Genomic DNA, 17,715 nt, shown 5'->3' with positions numbered 1-17,715 from the left:
ACCGATGAAGGGACCCCGCTCCTGGGTGTCCGGCGCGCGCCGGCTGCTCACCGATCTCTCCCGGCGCCGGCAGGCGCTGGGCGGTCGGCTGCGCGACGACCTCGCCGAGCGCACCCGGCGGGTCCGGCACGCCCTCGCCCCGGTCACGGGCACGGTGACCCCGGCCGGCTGGGTCGTGGGCGCGATGGCGCTGGCGCTGCTGGTGGCGGGGCCACTGCTGCGCTGGCGCGAGCTGCTCGTCGGCGGGATCTTCCTGGCCCTGGTCCTGCTCATCGCGATCGTCTTCGTGGTCGGCCGCCTCCCGCTGCTGGCGCGCCTGGACCTCGCCCGGGACCGGGTCATCGTGGGCGAGCGGGCCAACGGCTACCTCACCGTCGCCAACCCGAGCGCACGGCGGTCGCGCTCCCTGGTCGTCGAGTTCCCGGTCGGCGCGGGACGGGCCGCCTTCGAGCTGCCTGGTCTGGCACCCGGCGCCGAGCACGAGGAGCTGTTCGCCGTACCCACCGCGCACCGCGCGGTCCTCGACGTCGGACCGGTCACGGCCGTGCGGGCCGACCCGCTGGGGCTGCTGCGCCGCGAGCGCCACCTCAGTGAGATGGACACGCTGTACGTGCATCCCAAGACGCTGCGCGTCGATGGATCGGCCGCCGGCCTGATCCGCGACCTCGAGGGCCGCACCGTGCCCAAGGTCTCCGACAACGACGTCTCCTTCCACGCGCTGCGCGGGTACGTCGCCGGCGACGACCGGCGCCACATCCACTGGAAGTCGAGCGCCAAGACCGGCACCCTCATGGTCCGCCAGTTCGAGGAGACCCGGCGCTCCCACCTGCTCACGATGGTGAGCTCCCGGTTGGAGGACTACTCCAGCGACGAGGAGTTCGAGCTGGCGATCTCGGTCGCCGGCTCGCTCGGCACCCAGGCGCTCGCGGACGGCCAGCAGCTCAGTGCCGTGGCGTCGCACGCGTCGCTTCCCGCGGCCAGCGCCCAGCGCTTCCTCGACGGCCTGTCCGGCCTCACCTACGACTGGCAGGCGCGCCGGTTGGTCGATGTGACCCGCCACCTCAGCGCGGGCGAGCTCGCCGCCAGTGTGATGGTGCTGTGCATCGGCTTCGGCGTGACGATCACCGACCTGCGCCGGGCCCGGCAATTCCTGCCCGTCGACACCCGGGTGATCGCGGTGCGCTGCCTGGTCGGCCACGAGCCCTCGGTGCGCTGGCTGGGCGACCTCGGTGTCGCCACGGTCGGCCGCCTCGAGGAGCTCGGCGTCGCCGTACGACGGGTGTCCGCATGACCTCACCCCACCTGGGCCGCCCCGCGACCCCGCCGGGGCACGGCCCGGTCGCGCCTCCGGTCCGCTCCGCCAGCCGGAGCGGCCCCGTTCTCATCGTGCCCGACCGGCGCCGGAGACGGGGTGCGCTGCCGCCGTGGTGGCTGGTTCTCGTCGACGCCGCGCTCGTCGTCGGCCTCGGGATCCTCTGCGCCTGGCCGCTGGGCGCGGCCTACACCGGCGACCGCTGGCTGCTCGCCGTCGGACTCGGGCTCGGCCTCGGCGTGGTGGTCGCCTACCTCGGCGCCCGGTGGCGCTGGGGTCCCTGGTCGACGGCCCTGGCCGCGGCCGCGGCGTACCTCGGGGCGGGGTCGGCCGTGGTCGTCCCCGACCGCGCTCGCGGCGGCCTGCTGCCCACCGCGGACTCGCTGCGCGACCTCGTGGTCGGCCTGGTGCACACGTGGCGCGAGGCGCTGACCCTGCCGGTGCCGCTCGGCGAGAACGGCGTCGTGCTGATCGTCCCGTTCGCCACTGGGCTGCTCGGCGGGCTGGTCGCCGCCGTCCTCCTCTGGCGTTCGCGGTGGTCCGGGCTCGCCGGGCTGGTCCTGGGGCTGATCCTGGTCCTGGCGTCCGCCTTCGGCGACATCAGTGCCCAGGCCGCACTGACCCGCGGCCTGGTCGTGGCCGTCGTCGGCGTGGTCTGGCTGCGCTGGCGCTCGCTGCGACATGTGCGGCAGCGCTGGGGACGCCGGGTGCTCGCGACCCTGGCCGTGGTCGGGGTCGCCGGCGGTGCCGCGGCCGGACTGGGGGCGACCGCCGACCCCGACGCGACCCGGGTGGTGCTGCGCGACCACGTGGACCCGCCGTTCGATCCCCACGACTACCCGAGCCCGCTGGCGAAGTTCCGCGCGTACAAGAAGGAGCCGCTGCGGACCAGCACGTCCCTGTTCACGGTCGACGGGCTCGAGAGCGGGTCGCTGGTCCGGTTGGCGGTCATGGACACCTACGACGGCATCGTGTGGAACGTCTCCGGCGGCCCGGGATCGGTCCACGACTCGGGCACCTTCCGGCGGTTGCGCAACGACCCGGACGCCAACGCGAAGGCGACCGTCCACGGCCGGATCACGATCAACGACTACACCGGCGTGTGGGTGCCCAGCGTCGGCGACACGCTGGCGCTGACGCCGATCCGGAACGGCCGCCCCGACGGTGACGCCGCCGGGGAGCTCGTCATCAACCGCCAGACCGGCACCGTCGCCCAGATCGGCGGGGTCGAGCGCGGCACCACCTTCGAGGTCGAGGCGACCGCGCCGCCGGACCCCGCCGACGAGGAGACCTCCGTCCTCGCGGCCGACGACTCGGTCTCACTGCCCGCGCCCGCGATCGTGCCCGAGGAGCTGGTCGACCGGGTCCAGCGGTGGCAGACCGAGGACGGGTTCAGCGGCGGGACGGGCGGCGAGCTCGCCCAGTTCCTGCGCGACTCGTTCCGCGAGCACGGCTTCTACTCCGACGGCATCGACGACGACGTACCCGCCGGCCACGGCGCCAGCCGCCTGGCCGTGCTCGCCAAGACGGCGACACCCGTCGGCAACGCCGAGCAGTACGCCGCCGCGATGGCGCTGATCGGCCAGCGGATGGGCCTCCCCATCCGGGTGGTCATGGGCTTCAAGGTGCCGCCCGGGGGAGGGGAGGTCCGCGGCGAGAACATCACCGCCTGGACCGAGGTCAAGCTCGAGGGACTCGGCTGGGTCCCGCTCGACCCGACCCCGCCGGAGGACAAGAAGCTCCGTCGACCCAACGACGACCCGAACGAGGACCCGCAGCCGCAGGTGCTCCAGCCGCCGCGGGTGCCGGGCGAGCCGAAGGAGGCGAGCGACAACCTCCAGCAGGGCGACGGCCAGCGCAAGGAGCTCGACGTCCTCGCGGTGCTCGGCACCATCCTCGGCATCGTCCTCGACGTCGTGAAGGTCGCGCTGCTGCTGTCTCCCCTGTGGGGCGTGCTCCTCTACAAGTTCCTGCGTCGGCGTCGCCGTCGCCGGTCCGGGGACCCGGCCACCAGGCTCAGCGGGGCCTGGCGTGAGCTCGCCGACCGGATGCGGGACCTCGGCGTACGTCCCGCGCCGGGCGCCACCCGCCGGGAGAGCGCGTACGCCGCCGCGGAGCGGTATCCCGACCTGTCGGCCGTCGGCGTCGTCACCCTGGCGCACACCGCCGACCGCCATGTCTACGGCGCGGGCGAGCCCAGTGCGGAGGAGGCGGGTGCCTACTGGGCGGACGTCGACACCGCGCTGCGCCGGATGCGCAAGGCGACCCCGTGGTGGCGCCGGCTGCTGGCGCGCTTCTCGCTCGCCTCGGTGCCCTGGCGGGCCGGTCGCGACCGGGTCCGGTCGTCCGTCGGCCGCCGGGTGCGCGGCGCGGGCCGCCGACTGCTCGGTCTCGGCCCGGTGGTGCGGCTGCGTGGTCTCGTGCGCCGGATGCCCACCTTCCGGCGGCGCTGACCTGCCTCGGAGCGGTCCCGGTCAGGACTGGTGCACGTAGTTGTCGAGCTGGTCGCGCTCGAACTGCAGCTGGTCGATCTTGTGCTTGACCAGGTCGCCGATGCTGACGATCCCGACCACCCGGTCGTCCTCGACGGCGGGGATGTGCCGGAACCGGCGCTCGGTCATCACCTGGAGCACGTCGTCGAGGTCGTCGTCGGGGGAGCAGGTGCTCACCTCGGTGGTCATGATCGCCGAGACGACGTTGTTGATGACGGTGCCGTCGCTGTGCAGGTGCCGGACGACGTCGCGCTCCGACACGATGCCGTCGAGCGAGGTGCCGTCCGTGCTCACCACCACGGCACCGATGTTGTGCTCCGCGAGGGTGGCGAGCAGCTCGCGCACCCCTGCCTCGGGAGCGATGGAGACCACGTCGCGAAGCGACTTCGAACCGAGCACGTCAGCGATGCGCATGTGACGCAGGTTACTCAACTGCGCCGCCGGTGTCAGCGCCCCCGACCACGGATCGGGCTCAGTCGTCGCTCTCGTCGGCCCGGTCGGCCCGGTCGTCGTCGCTGCCGCGCTGGCGGTGGGAGCGCAGATCGGACACGCTGCCCGGCCCGGTCCGCGGCCAGTCCGGGTCGTCGCCGCTGTCCGGGACGCTGCCGAGGTACGACAGCGCGGCCTCGTGCAGGTGGCCGTTGCTGGCGACCGCGTTGCCGCCCCACGGGCCGTCGTGACCCTCGAGCGAGGTGAACCGGCCGCCCGCCTCGCGCACGATGATGTCGAGCGCGGCCATGTCGTAGACCTCGAGCTCGGGCTCGGCGGCCAGGTCGACGGCGCCCTCCGCGAGGAGCATGTAGGACCAGAAGTCGCCATAGGCCCGGGTCCGCCACACGCGGCGCATCAGGGCGAGCAGGTCCTCGCCGAGGCCACGGTCCTCCCAGCCGCTGATCGAGGAGTACGAGAAGGACGCATCCTCCAGGCGGCGTACGTCGGACACGCGGCACTCGGTCGCCTTCATCAGCGACTTGCCGGTCCACGCGCCCTGGCCTGCAGAGGCCCACCAGCGGCGCTGGAGGGCCGGTGCCGACACGACACCGAGCACGACCTCGTCGTCGACGGCGAGCGAGATGAGGGTGGCCCAGACGGGGACGCCGCGGACGTAGTTCTTGGTGCCGTCGATCGGGTCGACGATCCAGCGGCGCTGGGAGTGTCCCGAGGTGCCCTGCTCCTCGCCGGTCACGGCGTCGCGGCTGCGCGCCTTGGAGAGGGTACGGCGGATCGACTCCTCGACGGCCTGGTCGGCGTCGGTCACCGGGGTCAGGTCCGGCTTGCTCATCACGTGCAGGTCGAGCGCGCGGAAGCGGGCCTGGGTGAGCGAGTCCGCGTCGTCGGCGAGCAGATGCGCCAGACGCAGGTCGTCGGTGTAGTCGGGGGCAGCCACAGGGGCACCCTAGCCGTCCGCTCCCGCCCGGCCGGCGTGGGTCTGGCTCGGATCACCACTGGTCGTGCAGGATTCAACCATGGAGATCAACGGTGTCCCGCTGCACCCGCTCGTCGTCCACGCGGCCGTGGTCTTCACCCCGCTGGCCGGCCTGGCGGCCGTGGCGTACGGCGTACCCGCGTGGCGCGACCGGCTGCGGTGGCCGCTCGTGGTGCTGGCCGCGGTGTCGGTGGTCAGCGTGTGGGTGGCCTTCCTGTCCGGCGAGGACCTGCGCGAGGAGCGGTTCGCCACCGCGACCGGGACCTTCGCCCAGCGGCTCGAGGACCACGAGACGTGGGCGGAGCGGCTCCGGATCGGGGCCAGCGTCTTCGCCGTCGTCGCCTTCGCCGCGGCCTGGTTCCACACCCGCTCCGGAGCGGTCCGGGCCGGGCTCGCCGGGCTCACGGTCGTCGGCGGCGTCGCGACGCTCGTCCTCGCCTTCCTCACCGGTGACGCCGGCGCGCAGGCGACGTGGCGGATCGACCAGTAGCTGTGGTGAGGACGATTCACCTACCGATCTTGTCGCCTGCGGGCGGATCCACGACGAATCCGGTAGTTGAACCGCGAAGACCCCGGCCGCGGCTCAGTAGTCGGTGACCGATCGCGCGGCGAGCAGCCGCCGGAAGGAGGCGACCCGCTCCGGGTCGGCCTCGCCGGCGGCGACGGCGACATCGAGCCCGCACTCGGGTTCGTCGTCGCCGTGGGTGCACCCGCGGGGGCAGTCCTCGGTCATCTCGTCGAGGTCGGGGAACGCCTCGATGAGATGCTCGGGCTGGACGTGCGCGAGTCCGAAGGACCGGATCCCGGGGGTGTCGATGATCCAGCCGTCGCCGTCCGCGAGCGGCAGCATCAGCGCGGACGTGGACGTGTGCCGGCCCTGCCCGGTCACCGCGTTCACGTGGCCGGTCTCGCGGCGCGCGTCGGGGACCAGCGCGTTGACGAGCGTCGACTTCCCGACGCCGCTGTGCCCGATCAGCACGCTGACCTGGCCGCGCAGCCGGTCGTGCAGCGCGTCCAGGCCGACGATCGTCCGGTCGGGACCGCGGCGGGTGACCTCCCACGGCACCCCCAGCGACCGGTACGTCGCCAGCAGGGTCTCGGGGTCCTCCAGATCCGCCTTGGTCAGGCAGAGCAGCGGCGACATCCCGCCGTCGTACGCCGCGACCAGGGCCCGGTCGATCCACCGCGCCCGGGGCTCGGGGTCGGCGAGCGCGGTGACGACGACGAGCTGGGTGACGTTGGCGACGATGACGCGCTCGACCGGGTCGTCGTCGTCCGCCGTGCGCCGCAGCGTGCTGCTGCGCTCGAGGACCTCCACGATCCGCGCGAGCGAGCCTTCGGTGCCCGAGACGTCGCCGACCACCCGCACCCGGTCGCCCACGACCACGCCCTTGCGCCCCAACGGCCGGGCCTTCATGGCCGTCACGCCGCGTCCCTCGATGAGCAGCGTGAACCGGCCGCGGTCGACGGTGACGACGAGACCCTCGACGGCGTCGTCGTGGGTCGGGCGCTCCTTGGTGCGGGGGCGGGTACGGCGGCGCGGACGGTCGTAGTGCTCGACGTCGTGCTCGTCGTACCGGGGCATCAGAGGAGCCCGGACCAGAATCCGGCGAAGTCGGGGAAGGTCTTGCTGGTGGTCGCGACGTTCTCGACCAGCACGCCCGGGACCGCGGCGCCGACGATCACGGCCGCGTGCGCCATGCGGTGGTCGGCGTAGGTGTGGAAGACGCCTCCGGTCAGGGGAGCCGGACGCAGCGTGAGCCCGTCCGGATGCTCCTCGACGTCGGCGCCGAGCGCCCCCAGCTCGCGCGCCAGCGCGGCCAGCCGGTCGGTCTCGTGCCCCCGGATGTGCGCGATGCCGGTGAGTCGGGAGGGGGTTCCGGCGAGCGCGCAGAGCGCCGCGACGGCCGGTGCCAGCTCGCCGACGTCGTGCAGGTCGGCGTCGAGGCCGCGCAGTCCGCACCAACCTGTGGGCGGTCCGCTGACCCGCAGACCTTCGGCCACGCGGGAGACCGTGCAGCCCATCCGGGCGAGCAGTTCGCGCAGCGCGTCGCCGGCCTGGGTGGTGGCCGTGGGCCAGTCCCGCACGGTGACCGAACCGCCGGAGACAGCCGCCAGGGCCAGGAAGGGGGCGGCGTTGGACAGGTCGGGCTCGATCGCCTCGTCGTGGGCCGCGATCGGGCCGGGCGCCACGATCCACCGGTCGGTCTCGCTGTCGTCGACGCTCACGCCGCGGTCGCGCAGCATCGCGATCGTCATCTCGACATGGGGCAGGGAGGGGATCGCCGCCCCGCGGTGGCGTACGTCGACGCCCGCGGCGAACCGGGGGCCGGCCAGCAGGAGCGCCGACACGAACTGCGAGGAGGCCGACGCGTCGATCACCACGGACCCACCGGGGACCGCGCCGGTGCCGTGCACCGTGAACGGCAGCGCGCCGTCGCTGTCGTCGACGGCCAGGCCCAGTGCCCGCAGCGCCGCGAGGATCTCCCCGACCGGGCGCTTGCGCATATGGGTGTCGCCGTCGAAGGCGATCTCGCCGCGCACCAGCCCGGCGGCCGGCGGCACGAACCGCATGACGGTGCCCGCGAGCCCGCAGTCCACCAGGGCTCGGCCGTCCGGCACGGCTCCGTCGAGGGGCGTCACCGCCCAGTCCTCACCGACGGTGTCGACGTGCGCGCCGAGGGAGGTCAGCGCCTGGGCCATGAGCAGCGTGTCGCGCGAGCGCAGCGCGCGGCGTACGACGGAGGGGCCGTCGGCCAGCGCAGCGAGGACGAGCGCGCGGTTGGTGAGCGACTTGCTGCCCGGCAGGGTGATCGTCGCGTCGAGCGGTCCGGTGCTGGTGGGCGCGGGCCAGGGATCGGCGTGCGGGGCGGGAGTCGTCATCTCCCGCCGCAGTCTACGAGTCCGCGTCCCGGAGCGCCCTACCGCAGCCACCCGCGGAGGGTCCGCGCCTTGCGGGGCTTGGCGATCCGGACGCCGGCGTCGACGGCGGCGAGCTCGTAGACGGACTGGTCGTCGTCGGTGCCCCAGCGCACCTTCGTCACGTGCGCGGCGCCGGTGGTCGCGACGATGACGACCATCGGGTCGACCCCGTCGCTTCCGTCGAACTGGATGCCCGGCCGGTTGCGGATCCAGCGTTCGTAGGGCTGCGCGACGAACGCCGCGGCATGGGCGAGCGGCACCATGGACTCGGAGCGGCAGCCGTCCCGCTCGGCTTGGCTCGCCTTGTCCTTGACCCACCGGTCGGCCAGCCGGCGGGCGGCCCAGCCGGGTGCGTCGTGCGCGCGCCAGTAGGACTTCGGCGCCCGGAGGTACGCCTTCCTGCCCTTGACGAGATAGCGCAGCTCGAAGCCCCCCAGGCTCAGGATCTCGCTGCAGCCGGTCGGGGTCGTCACCCGGGTCGAGCGGTACCGCTGTCGGCTGCCGACGAGCGTCGCGTCGACGTGCCCCTGCCAGGTCACGTCCGCCGCGGCGCCGAGCGCCGCGCCGGCCGCGGCCAGCGCCTGCTGGGGCGTCATCGACTCGACGCCGTTGCGGGGTTCGTCGAGGGACGCGGCCCGGGCGGCGTCCGGGGTGAGCATGGTCGCGAGCAGGGCGATCACGAGCGCGCCGGGAGCCGAGCGGATCATGTCCCTACGAACGCCCGTGGCGGCGCGGGGTTACTGGTGCACCCGCGCCCGCACCTTCGCACCCACCAGCGCCGCCTCGCGCCGGGCGTCGTGGGTGGCGTGCCGCGCCCGCCAGGCGACGCCCGGCTTCCCGGCGGTGTCGAGCGCCGCGATGAGCAGACCGCCGGCCAGCGCGGTGTTCTTCACGAAGTGGGTCAGCTGCTCGCGACGCTGCTCCTTGTCGGTGGCTTCCCAGAACCTGTACCGCGCCGCCGTCGAGGGGACCAGCGTGCCGCCGAGGATCGCGGCGGAGAGCCGCGGGAAGTGGCCCGTGGCCAGGGCCAGGCCGGCGACCACCTGGACGGCGCCGCTGGCGCGCACCCACAGCACCGGGTCGCGGGGCACGGAGACCCCGTCCGGCGTCGCGTCGTCGAGGACGGGGGCCATCGTCTCGGTCACGGGCGCCGCCTGGGCCGCGAGCGCCGGCGCGTCCTTGAGGTCCTGGACGCCGTTCGCGAGGAAGTACGACGCCAGCAGCGGCCGGGCGATCAGTCTGCTCAGTGCCATGGCCCGTCGGTACCCCGGGTCGGTCGGGGCAGACCGATAGATTGGCGGCCATGTGCGGCCGCTACGCCTCCAGCCGGAGCCCGGAGGACCTCGCCGAGGAGTTCGAGGTGCTCGACCCGCGGCTCGAGCGGGCCATCGCCCCGTCGTGGAACGTCGCGCCGACCGACGAGGTCTACGCCGTCATGGAGCGGACGTCGAAGGACCGCGACCGCGACGACCCGGTGCGCCAGCTGCGGGCGCTGCGCTGGGGACTGGTCCCCGGGTGGGCGAAGGACGCGAGCATCGGCGGCCGGATGATCAACGCCCGGATGGAGACGGTGACCGAGAAGCCGGCGTTCCGCCGCGCGTTCGCCGCCCGCCGCTGCATCCTTCCCGCCGACGGCTACTTCGAGTGGTACGACACCCAGCAGCGGACGTCGAAGGGCAAGCCGCGCAAGCAGCCCTTCTTCATCACCTCCGGCGACGGCTCCAGCCTCGCGATGGCCGGCCTCTACGAGATCTGGCGCGACCCTGCCAAGCCCGAGGACGCCCACGACCGTTTTCGCTGGACCTGCACGGTCCTCACCACCGAGGCCACCGACGACCTCGGCCGGATCCACGACCGGATGCCGCTGCTCGTCGAGCCGGAGCGACGCCACGAGTGGCTCGACCCGCGCACGCCCGCCGACGATCTGCCCGGTCTGCTGCACGCGTTGCGGCCCGCGCAGCAGGCCGGCCTGACGGCGTACCCGGTCTCGACGGCGGTGGGCAATGTCGCCAACAACGGCCCCGAGCTGGTCGAGCCCATCCCGCTCGACGCCACCGGCCCCGAGCATCCCGACGACCCCGACGGACAGGGGACGCTGCTGTGACGGACGAGCGGATCGTCGTGACCGAGTACGGCGAGGGCCGGTTGGTCGTGCGCCGGGCGCGCCGGCCGGTGGCCACTCTGCTGCTCAGCCACGGCGCCGGCGGCGGTATCGACGCCCGCGATCTCGAGGCGCTCGCCGCCCAGCTGCCGGGGCAGGGGATCAGTGTCGCCCGGTTCGAGCAGCCCTGGCGCCGGGCCGGGCGCAAGGTCGCCAGCCCTCCGGCCACCCTCGACGTGGGCCTGCGCGCGGCGGCCGCGACGCTGCGGATGCGCACGCCGCTGGTCGTCGGCGGCCGCTCCGCCGGTGCCCGCTCCGCCTGCCGGACCGCGAGCGAGCTGGGCGCGGCCGGCTGCCTCGCACTCTCCTTCCCGCTGCACCCGCCGGGCCGGCCGGAGCGCTCCCGCCTCGACGAGCTCGCCGGCGCCGGCGTGCCGACCCTGGTCGTGCAGGGGGAGCGGGACCCGTTCGGGAGACCCGAGGAGTTCCCCGACCCGCTGCCCGGCCGCACCGACCTGGCCGTGGTCCCGGGAGCCGATCACGGCCTCGCCGTACCCAAGCGGGGCCCGCTCAGCGAGGACGAGGCGATGGGGGTCGTCGTGGAGGCGACGCTGGAGTGGATCGTGCGCGAGGTCGTCGGCGCGGGCGCCGGGGGAACCCGCGGGTGAACCCCGGGAATGCCGTCCGCCGTCGAGGCGTTCGGTATCCATGATCGCCACGCTGGAGCGCCCCACCGCGGGAAGCACCGTAGGCTGGGACGCGATGACCGAGACTTCCGATCTTTCGTCCCTCGACGCCGACACCTCCGCCGCGGAGCTGGTCGACGTGGCGTCGGAGACCCCCGAGGAGCGCGCCGCCCGCTTCGAGCGCGACGCGCTGCCGTACCTCGACCAGCTCTACGGCGCCGCGATGCGGATGACCCGCAACCCGGCCGACGCCGAGGACCTCGTCCAGGAGACCTTCGCCAAGGCGTTCTCCGCGTTCCACCAGTTCCGGCCCGGCACCAACCTCAAGGCCTGGCTCTACCGCATCCTGACCAACACCTTCATCAACTCCTACCGCAAGAAGCAGCGGCAGCCGCAGCAGGCCCTCGCCGGCGACACCGGGGACGTCGAGGACTGGCAGCTGGCGCGGGCCGAGTCGCACACGTCGAGCGGCCTGAAGTCCGCGGAGATGGAGGCGCTGGAGCACCTCCCCGACAGCCAGGTCAAGGACGCCCTGCAGCGTCTCCCCGAGGAGTTCCGCCTCGCGGTCTACCTCGCCGATGTCGAAGGCTTCGCCTACAAGGAGATCGCCGAGATCATGGACACCCCGATCGGGACCGTGATGTCCCGCCTCCACCGCGGCCGGCGCCAGCTGCGCGACATGCTCTCCGACTACGTCCGTACCGGCGGCGACGCCCCGCTCGAGGGAGGCAAGTGATGACCGACCACCTCGACAGCGCGGGCCACGAGCACATCCACGTGTCCGACGACCCCAGCAACGCGGAGTGCGCCGACTTCCTCGAGCGGATCGTGCGGCTGATCGACAACGAGCTCGAGGCCGGCGACTGTGCCGTGGTCCGGGCGCACATCGACTCCTGCAGTCCCTGCCTGGAGCGCTACGACCTCCAACGCACGGTCAAGGCCGTCGTCGCCCGCTCCTGTGGCGAGACCGCCCCCGCCGAGCTGCGCGAGCGGGTCCGGATCCAGATCCAGCAGATCCAGGTCCGGATCACCGAGGGCTGAGCGGCTCTCGAGCCCCGGAACGACGAACCCCCCGGACCGCAGGGTCGGGGGGTTCGGCGAATGCTGGGCCGGTGGGCTCAGCTGTTGGGGCGCTTGCCGTGGTTCGCGCCCTTCTTGCGGCGCGCGCGGCGCTTGCGGCCGGTCTTGCCCATGGTTCCTCCTGAAGTCGTGAATCGAGCCATTCTCTCAGCCTCGGCTACGGGGGCGAAATCCGGGTGGCGCGCCCGCTCAGGCCGCCGGCGGCTCCGGCAGTCGGCGCAGCACCTCGCTCAGGGAGTCCTTGATGTCGGTGAGTTCGCTGGTGTGGCTCTCGACGGTGGTCTTGATGTCGGTGAGTTCGCTGGTGTGGCTTCCGACGGTGGTCTTGATGTCGGTGAGTTCGCTGGTGTGGCTTCCGACGGTGGTCTTGATGTCGGTGAGTTCGCTGGTGTGGCTCTCGACGGTGGTCTTGATGTCGGTGAGTTCGCTGGTGTGGCTTCCGACGGTGGTCTTGATGTCGGTGAGTTCGCTGGTGTGGCTTCCGACGGTGGTCTTGATGTCGGTGAGTTCGCTGGTGTGGCTCTCGACGGTGGTCTTGATGTTGGCGAGTTCGCTGGTGTGGCCCTCGACGGTCGCCTTGACCTCGGTGAGCAGCTCGTAGGCGCCCGCGACGTCGTTGTGGTTCTGGTCGAGTCGCCGCTCGATCTCCTGCTGGGTCAACGCCACGAGTGTCTCCTTCGGTCGGACAGCGACTCTACGAAACCGCTCGTGCCGAAGCCAGCGCGTGCTCCGGTCCTGTGGACAACCCGGGGGACCGCCCCCGAGCGGCGGGGTCATCCCTCCAGCCGGGCCAGGAACCGCTCGGCGTCGACGACGACCCGGGTGACCTCGCCCGACCCGACCAGCTTGCCGGGCCGGCCCTCGGGGCCGACCTCGCGCACGGCCACGGCGAAGCGGCGCAGCCGCCCGTCGGCGTACACCTGGCGCGCGGTGACCTCGACCGTGCGGCCGACCGCGGTCGCGGCGAGGTGCTCGAGCTCGACCCGGGTGCCGACGCTGGTCTCGCCGGCGCCGAGGGAGGCCTCGACAGCCGCGCAGGTGGCTGCCTCGCACCAGGCCAGCAGCCGGGGCGTACCGAGGACGGGCAGGCTGCCGGAGCCGACGGCGAGGGCGGTATCGGCCTCGGTGACGGTGAACCGGAGAGCGGGCTCGGCCATCAGATCCCGAACGTGCTGCGCGGGTAGGCGGCGTCGACGTCGGTGATGACGTTGACGAGGTACGGCGCGTTCGCGGCGAACGCCCGGTCGAGGGCGGGACCGATCAGGCGCGGGTCGGTGACGGTCTCCCCGGCACCACCGAGCGCGGCGACCACCTGGTCGTACGCCGTGCGCGGGGCGAGATCGGCCGCGACGTCGTATCCGTAGAGCATCTGCATCGGGCCCTTCTCGAGCCCCCAGGCGGAGTTGTTGCCCATCACCATCACGACCGGCAGGCCGTGGCGCACGAGGGTGTCGACGTCCATCAACGAGAAGCCCGCGGCACCGTCGCCGAGGAGCAGCACGACCTGCGAGGAGGGCCGGGCGATCCGGGCCGCCACGGCGGCACCGAGCCCGGCGCCGAGGCAGCCGTACGGGCCGGGGTCCAGCCAGCAGCCGGGCCGCTTCGGCTCCACGAACTTGCCGGCGAAGGAGACGAAGTCACCGCCGTCGCCGATGACCACGGCGTCGTCGGCCAGCCGAGGGACCAGCTCGCCGTAGATCCGGGCCGGGTGGACCGGGTCGGCTTCGGCGCCCAGCAGCGCGGCGTCCTTCGCGGCCGCCGCGGCCACGGTGTCCTGCAGCAGGGTGAGCCACGCCGACCGGTCGGGCTGTCGCGCGCCGGCGAGGGCCTCGAGCAGGCCGTCGAGGACGCTCGTCAGGTCGCCGCTGACCGAACCGGCCAGGGCGGCGTGGCCCGAGAGCTGGGTGGGCGAGTCGGCGATGTGGACGACGGCGGCCGGTGCCGCCCCGTCCTTCCCGCCGAACACGCCGTACCCCAGCCGGAAGTCCAGCGGCGTGCCGACCACGACCACCAGGTCGGCCCCGTTGATCGCCGCGCCGCGGGCCTTGGTCACCAGCAGCGGATGCCCTCCGGGGATCACGCCGCGGCCCATGCCGTTGGTGATCGCGGGCAGCCGCATCTCCTCGACCAGCCGCAGTGCGGCCACCTCGGCGCCGTCGGCCCAGACGTCGGTGCCGAGGATCAGCAGCGGGCGTTCGGCCCCGGCGAGCAGACCGGCGATCCGGGCGACGGCGTCGCTGTCCGGCTCGGCGCCACGGTAGTCGCCGATCACGGGTGCTGCTCCCGCGCCGACGTTGAAGAACTCGTCCATCGGTACGTCGACGTAGGTCGGCCCACGGTGCGACGAGCGGGCCTCGGTGAACGCCGTGTCGAAGCCGGTCGCCACGTCGTCGGCGCTCATCAGCGTCGCCGCGTGCTTGGTCACCGGTCCGACGATCGGCAGGTGGTCGATCTCCTGCAGCGCTCCGGTGCCCCAGCGGTTGTTGGGTGCCCGGCCGCCGACCACCACCATCGGCGACCCCGCGAAGCGGGCCTGGGCCAGGGCGCTGACGCCGTTGGTGACCCCCGGCCCGGCGGTCAGCACCGCGAGGCCTGGCACCCGGGTCAGCTTGCCAGTCGCCTCGGCCGCGAAGGCCGCGGTCTGCTCGTGGCGGACGTCGACCAGCCGGACCGGCGTCCCGCCGTCCTGCTCCGCCAACTGCTGACTGCGGACCGCACCGTCGTACATCGGGAAGACATGGGCGCCCGAGAGCGTGAACATCGTCTCGACGCCGTGGGCGCGGGCGACGGCGGTCGCGATCTCACCGGCGTGGCCGGTGAGCTGGCTGCTGTCCGTGGTGGTCACTCCGGCACCCTAACCACCGGAGCCGTCCAGGTCAGCCGACGTCGTCGAGGAAGTACGGGTGCACCCGCCGCAGTGAGGCGACCAGCGCGAGCAGCAGGTCGGGCCGGACCGCGGGATGGCGCGGCGAGATCGTCAGTTGGAGGTACAGCGCCCGCAGCACCGCCTGGGCGTTGCCGGTGACCCGATAGGGGTCGCGACCACTGCTGGTCTTGGCCCGGGCACCGCGCTCGAGGCGCACCACCCACGGCTCCAGCACGCTCAGCGGCACCCGGTCGCGGCGCAGCACCTCCATCACCGCGTGCGCGATCCGGTCCGGCTCGCCGTGGACCAGCGGCGGCGTGTCGGGGTTGAGGACGCGGTCGGCGATCACGTCGAGGAGCACCGTCAGCTCGGTCATCCCGAAGTGCCGGGAGGCGGCCAGCGCAGCCAGCGCGTCGGCCCCGTGGGCCGCGGCGTGCGCCCAGCCCTTGCCGGGCACGAAGCCGCGCAGGTCGCGCTCGCGGACGTACCAGGCGGCGATCCGGTCGCCCCAGCGCAGCACCTTGCTCGGGGGGAGCCGGCGGATCCGGGTGTCGCGCTGGATGCACTCGGCGAGGAGCAGCACCGAGAAGCTGCGCCGGAAGATCGAGTCGGTGTCCCGCTCACCGACGCAGTTGTCGAGGCCGGCGCACATGCCGTCGCCCAGCCCGGCCAGCAGATCGTCGTACGTGCCGTGCTCGATCCAGGTGGCCAGGAAGGAGTACGCCATCCCGTCGCGGACTTGGGGGTCGGGGTCGCCGAGCATCTGGGTCAGCTGCGCGGTGAGGTCGCCGATCGGGTGGTCGGCAGGGGGATGCCGCTCACCGTCGCGGAGGGCCTGCTGGAGGCGCGCCCAGTCCACCGACACCATCAACCCACACCCTCCGGAGCAGCCGAGCCTTCTTCCCCCAGATCCCTATCCTGCCAAACGATCTGAAGTGACCCTAAGTCGGGACGCCCGGGCGATGGCCCCGGAGGTGGCCCGGTCGGTGGCCCGGGCGGTGGCTGGGGAGGCCCCGGGACGGTTCGGGTGGATAGGTTGGGCGACGTGCCCTCCCTGTCCGCGATCGCCCGGCGTCACACCGACCTCGACGACGCCGACATCGCGTGGCTCCAGCTGATCCAGGCCGACTGGCAGGTCATCGCGGACCTCTCCTTCGCCGACCTCGTGCTGTGGCTGCCGGCCAGCGACGGCGCCGGCTTCTGGGCGGGCGACCAGATGCGGCCCACGACCGGGCCGACGGCCTATGTCGACGACATCGTGGGGAGCTTCGCCGCCACCGGACGCCGGGTGCTGGTCGACGCCGCGTTCGAGCTGGGCCGGATCGCCCGTGAGGGCGACCCGGAGTGGCGCGACGACGTCCCGGTGCGGGTCGAGGCGATTCCGGTCCGGCGCGCGGGGAAGGTGATCGCGGTCATCAGCCGCAACACCAACCTCCTCGGCGTTCGCACGCCCAGCCTGCTGGAGATCAACTACCTCCAGGCGGCCACGGACCTATCCCAGATGATCGCCGCCGGCCTCTTCCCGACCACAGCGCAGCGCAGCGACCACGCCGACTCGCCGCGGGTGGGCGACGGCTTCCTGCGTGTCGACGCGGAAGGCCGGGTCATCTACGCCAGCCCGAACGCGTTGTCGACGTACCGCAAGCTCGGCCTGACCGGCGACCTCACCGGTCATCGGCTCACGGACCTGACCCGTGAGCTGATGCCCTCCCGGCAGCGGCCCGACGAGGAGACGCTCAGCGCGGTCCTCGGCGGCCGGGCGCACCGCGACGTCGAGCTGGGCGCCTCGGCGGGCCCGGGGGAGGGCACGGCGCTGATCGTGCGCGCCATCCCGCTGCGCCCGAAGGGCGAGCACATCGGCGCGATCATCCTGCTGCGCGATGTCACGGACCTGCGCCGGCGGGACCGCGAGCTGGTCACCAAGGACGCCACCATCCGCGAGATCCACCACCGCGTGAAGAACAACCTGCAGACCGTCGCCGCCCTGCTCCGGCTGCAGGCCCGCCGGATCGACTCGCCGGAGGCCACCGCCGCGCTCGAGGAGGCGGTACGCCGGGTCGGCTCGATCGCGATCGTCCACGAGACGCTCAGCCACGCGGTCGAGGAGACGGTGGAGTTCGACGACATCGCCGACCGGTTGGCGCGGCTGGTGACCGACGTCGGCGCCACCACCGCCCAGGTCGGCGTACGCCGCGAGGGCAGTTTCGGCGTCCTCGTCTCCGAGGTCGCCACGACCCTGGCCATGGTCGTCATGGAGCTCATGCAGAACGCCGCCGAGCACGGGTACGACGCCGGTGGCTCCGGCCAGATCGTGCTGCGCGCCGCGCGGCACGGCGCCGTGCTCGAGGTCGCCGTCGAGGACGACGGCCGCGGGCTGCCCGACGGCTTCGACCTCGACGCCGCGACCAGCCTCGGACTCTCGATCGTGCGCACGCTGGTGGAGTCCGAGCTCGGCGGGCACCTGAGTCTCGGTCAGGCGCCGGGCGGCGGCACCCGCGCAGGGATCAGCATCTCGGTGGAGTGACCCACCCACCGGTTGGCGGACCGATCGGCCGTGGCGCGACGGTGAGCGCTCGCGCCGGTTCGGCACCGGGTCGGTCGTCGCGGGAAGCCAGGGCGACGGAGCGCAGGGAGTGAGGGACGAGCGACCGGAGTGGAGGAGGCGAGCCTTTCCGCGAGCCGACGGTGTGGCCGCCAGGGCAACCCGCCCTCTACGCGAGCCAACCGCGGCGCGGCAGCGTGTCAAGCGAAGCGCCGACACGCTCGCGCCTGTTCACCACTACGTCGGTCGTCGCGGGAAGCCAGGGCGACGGAGCGCAGGGAGTGAGGG

18 protein-coding genes are annotated in these 17,715 nt (G+C 73.3%); 8 read left to right on the top strand and 10 right to left on the bottom strand.

The annotated features are described in order from the left end of the window. Positions 1-4: 4 nt before the first annotated feature. Positions 5-1,291, top strand: coding sequence for a DUF58 domain-containing protein (locus QJ852_17440; protein ID WGX94937.1), 1,287 nt, complete (start codon positions 5-7; stop codon positions 1,289-1,291). Then, positions 1,288-3,765, top strand: coding sequence for a transglutaminase-like domain-containing protein (locus QJ852_17435; protein WGX94936.1), 2,478 nt, complete (start codon positions 1,288-1,290; stop codon positions 3,763-3,765). The genes QJ852_17440 and QJ852_17435 overlap by 4 nt, the downstream gene beginning before the upstream one ends. 21 nt (positions 3,766-3,786) lie before the next feature. Here the strand turns inward: QJ852_17435 and QJ852_17430 are convergent, their stop codons facing one another. Together QJ852_17430 and QJ852_17425 are read right to left on the bottom strand one after the other, a co-directional pair. Then, positions 3,787-4,218 carry a CBS domain-containing protein gene (locus QJ852_17430; protein ID WGX94935.1) on the bottom strand — a complete coding sequence of 144 codons (432 nt, stop codon included), beginning with the start codon at positions 4,216-4,218 and terminating at the stop codon, positions 3,787-3,789. Positions 4,219-4,276: 58 nt separating this feature from the next. After that, positions 4,277-5,191: an inositol monophosphatase family protein gene (locus QJ852_17425; protein ID WGX94934.1), complete on the bottom strand. Its 915-nt coding sequence runs from the start codon at positions 5,189-5,191 to the stop codon at positions 4,277-4,279. A gap of 79 nt (positions 5,192-5,270) precedes the next feature. Here QJ852_17425 and QJ852_17420 point away from each other — a divergent pair, with 79 nt between their 5' ends. Then, positions 5,271-5,720 (top strand): hypothetical protein, encoded by a 450-nt coding sequence (locus tag QJ852_17420; protein ID WGX94933.1) that lies wholly within the window; start codon positions 5,271-5,273, stop codon positions 5,718-5,720. A 93-nt stretch (positions 5,721-5,813) separates the two neighbouring features. Here the strand turns inward: QJ852_17420 and rsgA are convergent, their stop codons facing one another. The 4 genes from rsgA to QJ852_17400 are packed head-to-tail and all read right to left on the bottom strand — an operon-like array spanning position 5,814 to position 9,405. After that, on the bottom strand, positions 5,814-6,815 hold the full coding sequence (gene rsgA, locus QJ852_17415; GenBank protein ID WGX94932.1) for a ribosome small subunit-dependent GTPase A: 1,002 nt from the start codon (positions 6,813-6,815) through the stop codon (positions 5,814-5,816). Continuing rightward, entirely contained in the window at positions 6,815-8,113 is a 1,299-nt protein-coding gene (gene aroA, locus QJ852_17410; GenBank protein ID WGX94931.1) for a 3-phosphoshikimate 1-carboxyvinyltransferase, read from the bottom strand. Before aroA ends, rsgA begins: the two co-directional genes overlap by 1 nt. Positions 8,114-8,151: 38 nt before the next feature. Next, on the bottom strand, positions 8,152-8,859 hold the full coding sequence (locus QJ852_17405) for a hypothetical protein (GenBank protein ID WGX94930.1): 708 nt from the start codon (positions 8,857-8,859) through the stop codon (positions 8,152-8,154). Between the two features lie 30 nt (positions 8,860-8,889). Continuing rightward, positions 8,890-9,405 carry a DoxX family protein gene (locus QJ852_17400; GenBank protein ID WGX94929.1) on the bottom strand — a complete coding sequence of 172 codons (516 nt, stop codon included), beginning with the start codon at positions 9,403-9,405 and terminating at the stop codon, positions 8,890-8,892. A 50-nt stretch (positions 9,406-9,455) separates the two neighbouring features. Here QJ852_17400 and QJ852_17395 point away from each other — a divergent pair, with 50 nt between their 5' ends. The 4 genes from QJ852_17395 to rsrA all read left to right on the top strand — a co-directional run bounded on the left by QJ852_17395 (position 9,456) and on the right by rsrA (position 11,980). Continuing rightward, complete coding sequence (locus tag QJ852_17395; protein WGX94928.1) at positions 9,456-10,256, top strand: SOS response-associated peptidase; 801 nt, start codon at positions 9,456-9,458, stop codon at positions 10,254-10,256. After that, the gene (locus QJ852_17390; protein WGX94927.1) at positions 10,253-10,921 is read left to right on the top strand and encodes a hydrolase; all 669 of its coding nucleotides are present in this window, start codon (positions 10,253-10,255) and stop codon (positions 10,919-10,921) included. The genes QJ852_17395 and QJ852_17390 overlap by 4 nt, the downstream gene beginning before the upstream one ends. Positions 10,922-11,015: 94 nt before the next feature. Then, positions 11,016-11,675 (top strand): sigma-70 family RNA polymerase sigma factor, encoded by a 660-nt coding sequence (locus QJ852_17385; protein ID WGX94926.1) that lies wholly within the window; start codon positions 11,016-11,018, stop codon positions 11,673-11,675. Then, positions 11,675-11,980 (top strand): mycothiol system anti-sigma-R factor, encoded by a 306-nt coding sequence (gene rsrA, locus QJ852_17380; GenBank protein WGX94925.1) that lies wholly within the window; start codon positions 11,675-11,677, stop codon positions 11,978-11,980. Before QJ852_17385 ends, rsrA begins: the two co-directional genes overlap by 1 nt. A gap of 228 nt (positions 11,981-12,208) precedes the next feature. Here the strand turns inward: rsrA and QJ852_17375 are convergent, their stop codons facing one another. The 4 genes from QJ852_17375 to QJ852_17360 all read right to left on the bottom strand — a co-directional run bounded on the left by QJ852_17375 (position 12,209) and on the right by QJ852_17360 (position 15,753). After that, positions 12,209-12,685 carry a hypothetical protein gene (locus tag QJ852_17375; GenBank protein ID WGX94924.1) on the bottom strand — a complete coding sequence of 159 codons (477 nt, stop codon included), beginning with the start codon at positions 12,683-12,685 and terminating at the stop codon, positions 12,209-12,211. Positions 12,686-12,792: 107 nt separating this feature from the next. Then, the gene (locus tag QJ852_17370; GenBank protein ID WGX94923.1) at positions 12,793-13,176 is read right to left on the bottom strand and encodes a thioesterase; all 384 of its coding nucleotides are present in this window, start codon (positions 13,174-13,176) and stop codon (positions 12,793-12,795) included. Further along, positions 13,176-14,864, bottom strand: a complete 1,689-nt coding sequence (locus tag QJ852_17365; GenBank protein WGX94922.1) for an acetolactate synthase — start codon at positions 14,862-14,864, stop codon at positions 13,176-13,178. The genes QJ852_17370 and QJ852_17365 overlap by 1 nt, the downstream gene beginning before the upstream one ends. Before the next feature lie 31 nt (positions 14,865-14,895). Beyond that, the gene (locus tag QJ852_17360) at positions 14,896-15,753 is read right to left on the bottom strand and encodes a DUF2785 domain-containing protein (GenBank protein ID WGX94921.1); all 858 of its coding nucleotides are present in this window, start codon (positions 15,751-15,753) and stop codon (positions 14,896-14,898) included. A gap of 177 nt (positions 15,754-15,930) precedes the next feature. Here QJ852_17360 and QJ852_17355 point away from each other — a divergent pair, with 177 nt between their 5' ends. Further along, on the top strand, positions 15,931-17,409 hold the full coding sequence (locus tag QJ852_17355; GenBank protein ID WGX94920.1) for a histidine kinase N-terminal domain-containing protein: 1,479 nt from the start codon (positions 15,931-15,933) through the stop codon (positions 17,407-17,409). The last annotated feature ends 306 nt before the right edge of the window (positions 17,410-17,715 follow it).

The sequence above is a fragment of the Nocardioides sp. L-11A genome, assembly GCA_029961745.1.
Lineage (GTDB): Bacteria > Actinomycetota > Actinomycetes > Propionibacteriales > Nocardioidaceae > Nocardioides.
The sequence above is the reverse complement of the archived record's forward strand: the minus strand, read 5'-3'. Positions and strand labels throughout refer to the sequence as shown.

What these genes read in the sequence shown, in the direction of transcription:
- QJ852_17440 (WGX94937.1), top strand. Translation starts at nt 5, where the DNA reads ATGAAGGGACCCCGCTCCTGGGTGTCCGGCGCGCGCCGGCTGCTCACC.
- QJ852_17435 (WGX94936.1), top strand. Translation starts at nt 1,288, where the DNA reads ATGACCTCACCCCACCTGGGCCGCCCCGCGACCCCGCCGGGGCACGGC.
- QJ852_17430 (WGX94935.1), bottom strand. Translation starts at nt 4,218, where the DNA reads ATGCGCATCGCTGACGTGCTCGGTTCGAAGTCGCTTCGCGACGTGGTC.
- QJ852_17420 (WGX94933.1), top strand. Translation starts at nt 5,271, where the DNA reads ATGGAGATCAACGGTGTCCCGCTGCACCCGCTCGTCGTCCACGCGGCC.
- rsgA (WGX94932.1), bottom strand. Translation starts at nt 6,815, where the DNA reads ATGCCCCGGTACGACGAGCACGACGTCGAGCACTACGACCGTCCGCGC.
- aroA (WGX94931.1), bottom strand. Translation starts at nt 8,113, where the DNA reads ATGACGACTCCCGCCCCGCACGCCGATCCCTGGCCCGCGCCCACCAGC.
- QJ852_17405 (WGX94930.1), bottom strand. Translation starts at nt 8,859, where the DNA reads ATGATCCGCTCGGCTCCCGGCGCGCTCGTGATCGCCCTGCTCGCGACC.
- QJ852_17400 (WGX94929.1), bottom strand. Translation starts at nt 9,405, where the DNA reads ATGGCACTGAGCAGACTGATCGCCCGGCCGCTGCTGGCGTCGTACTTC.
- QJ852_17395 (WGX94928.1), top strand. Translation starts at nt 9,456, where the DNA reads ATGTGCGGCCGCTACGCCTCCAGCCGGAGCCCGGAGGACCTCGCCGAG.
- QJ852_17385 (WGX94926.1), top strand. Translation starts at nt 11,016, where the DNA reads ATGACCGAGACTTCCGATCTTTCGTCCCTCGACGCCGACACCTCCGCC.
- rsrA (WGX94925.1), top strand. Translation starts at nt 11,675, where the DNA reads ATGACCGACCACCTCGACAGCGCGGGCCACGAGCACATCCACGTGTCC.
- QJ852_17370 (WGX94923.1), bottom strand. Translation starts at nt 13,176, where the DNA reads ATGGCCGAGCCCGCTCTCCGGTTCACCGTCACCGAGGCCGATACCGCC.
- QJ852_17360 (WGX94921.1), bottom strand. Translation starts at nt 15,753, where the DNA reads ATGGTGTCGGTGGACTGGGCGCGCCTCCAGCAGGCCCTCCGCGACGGT.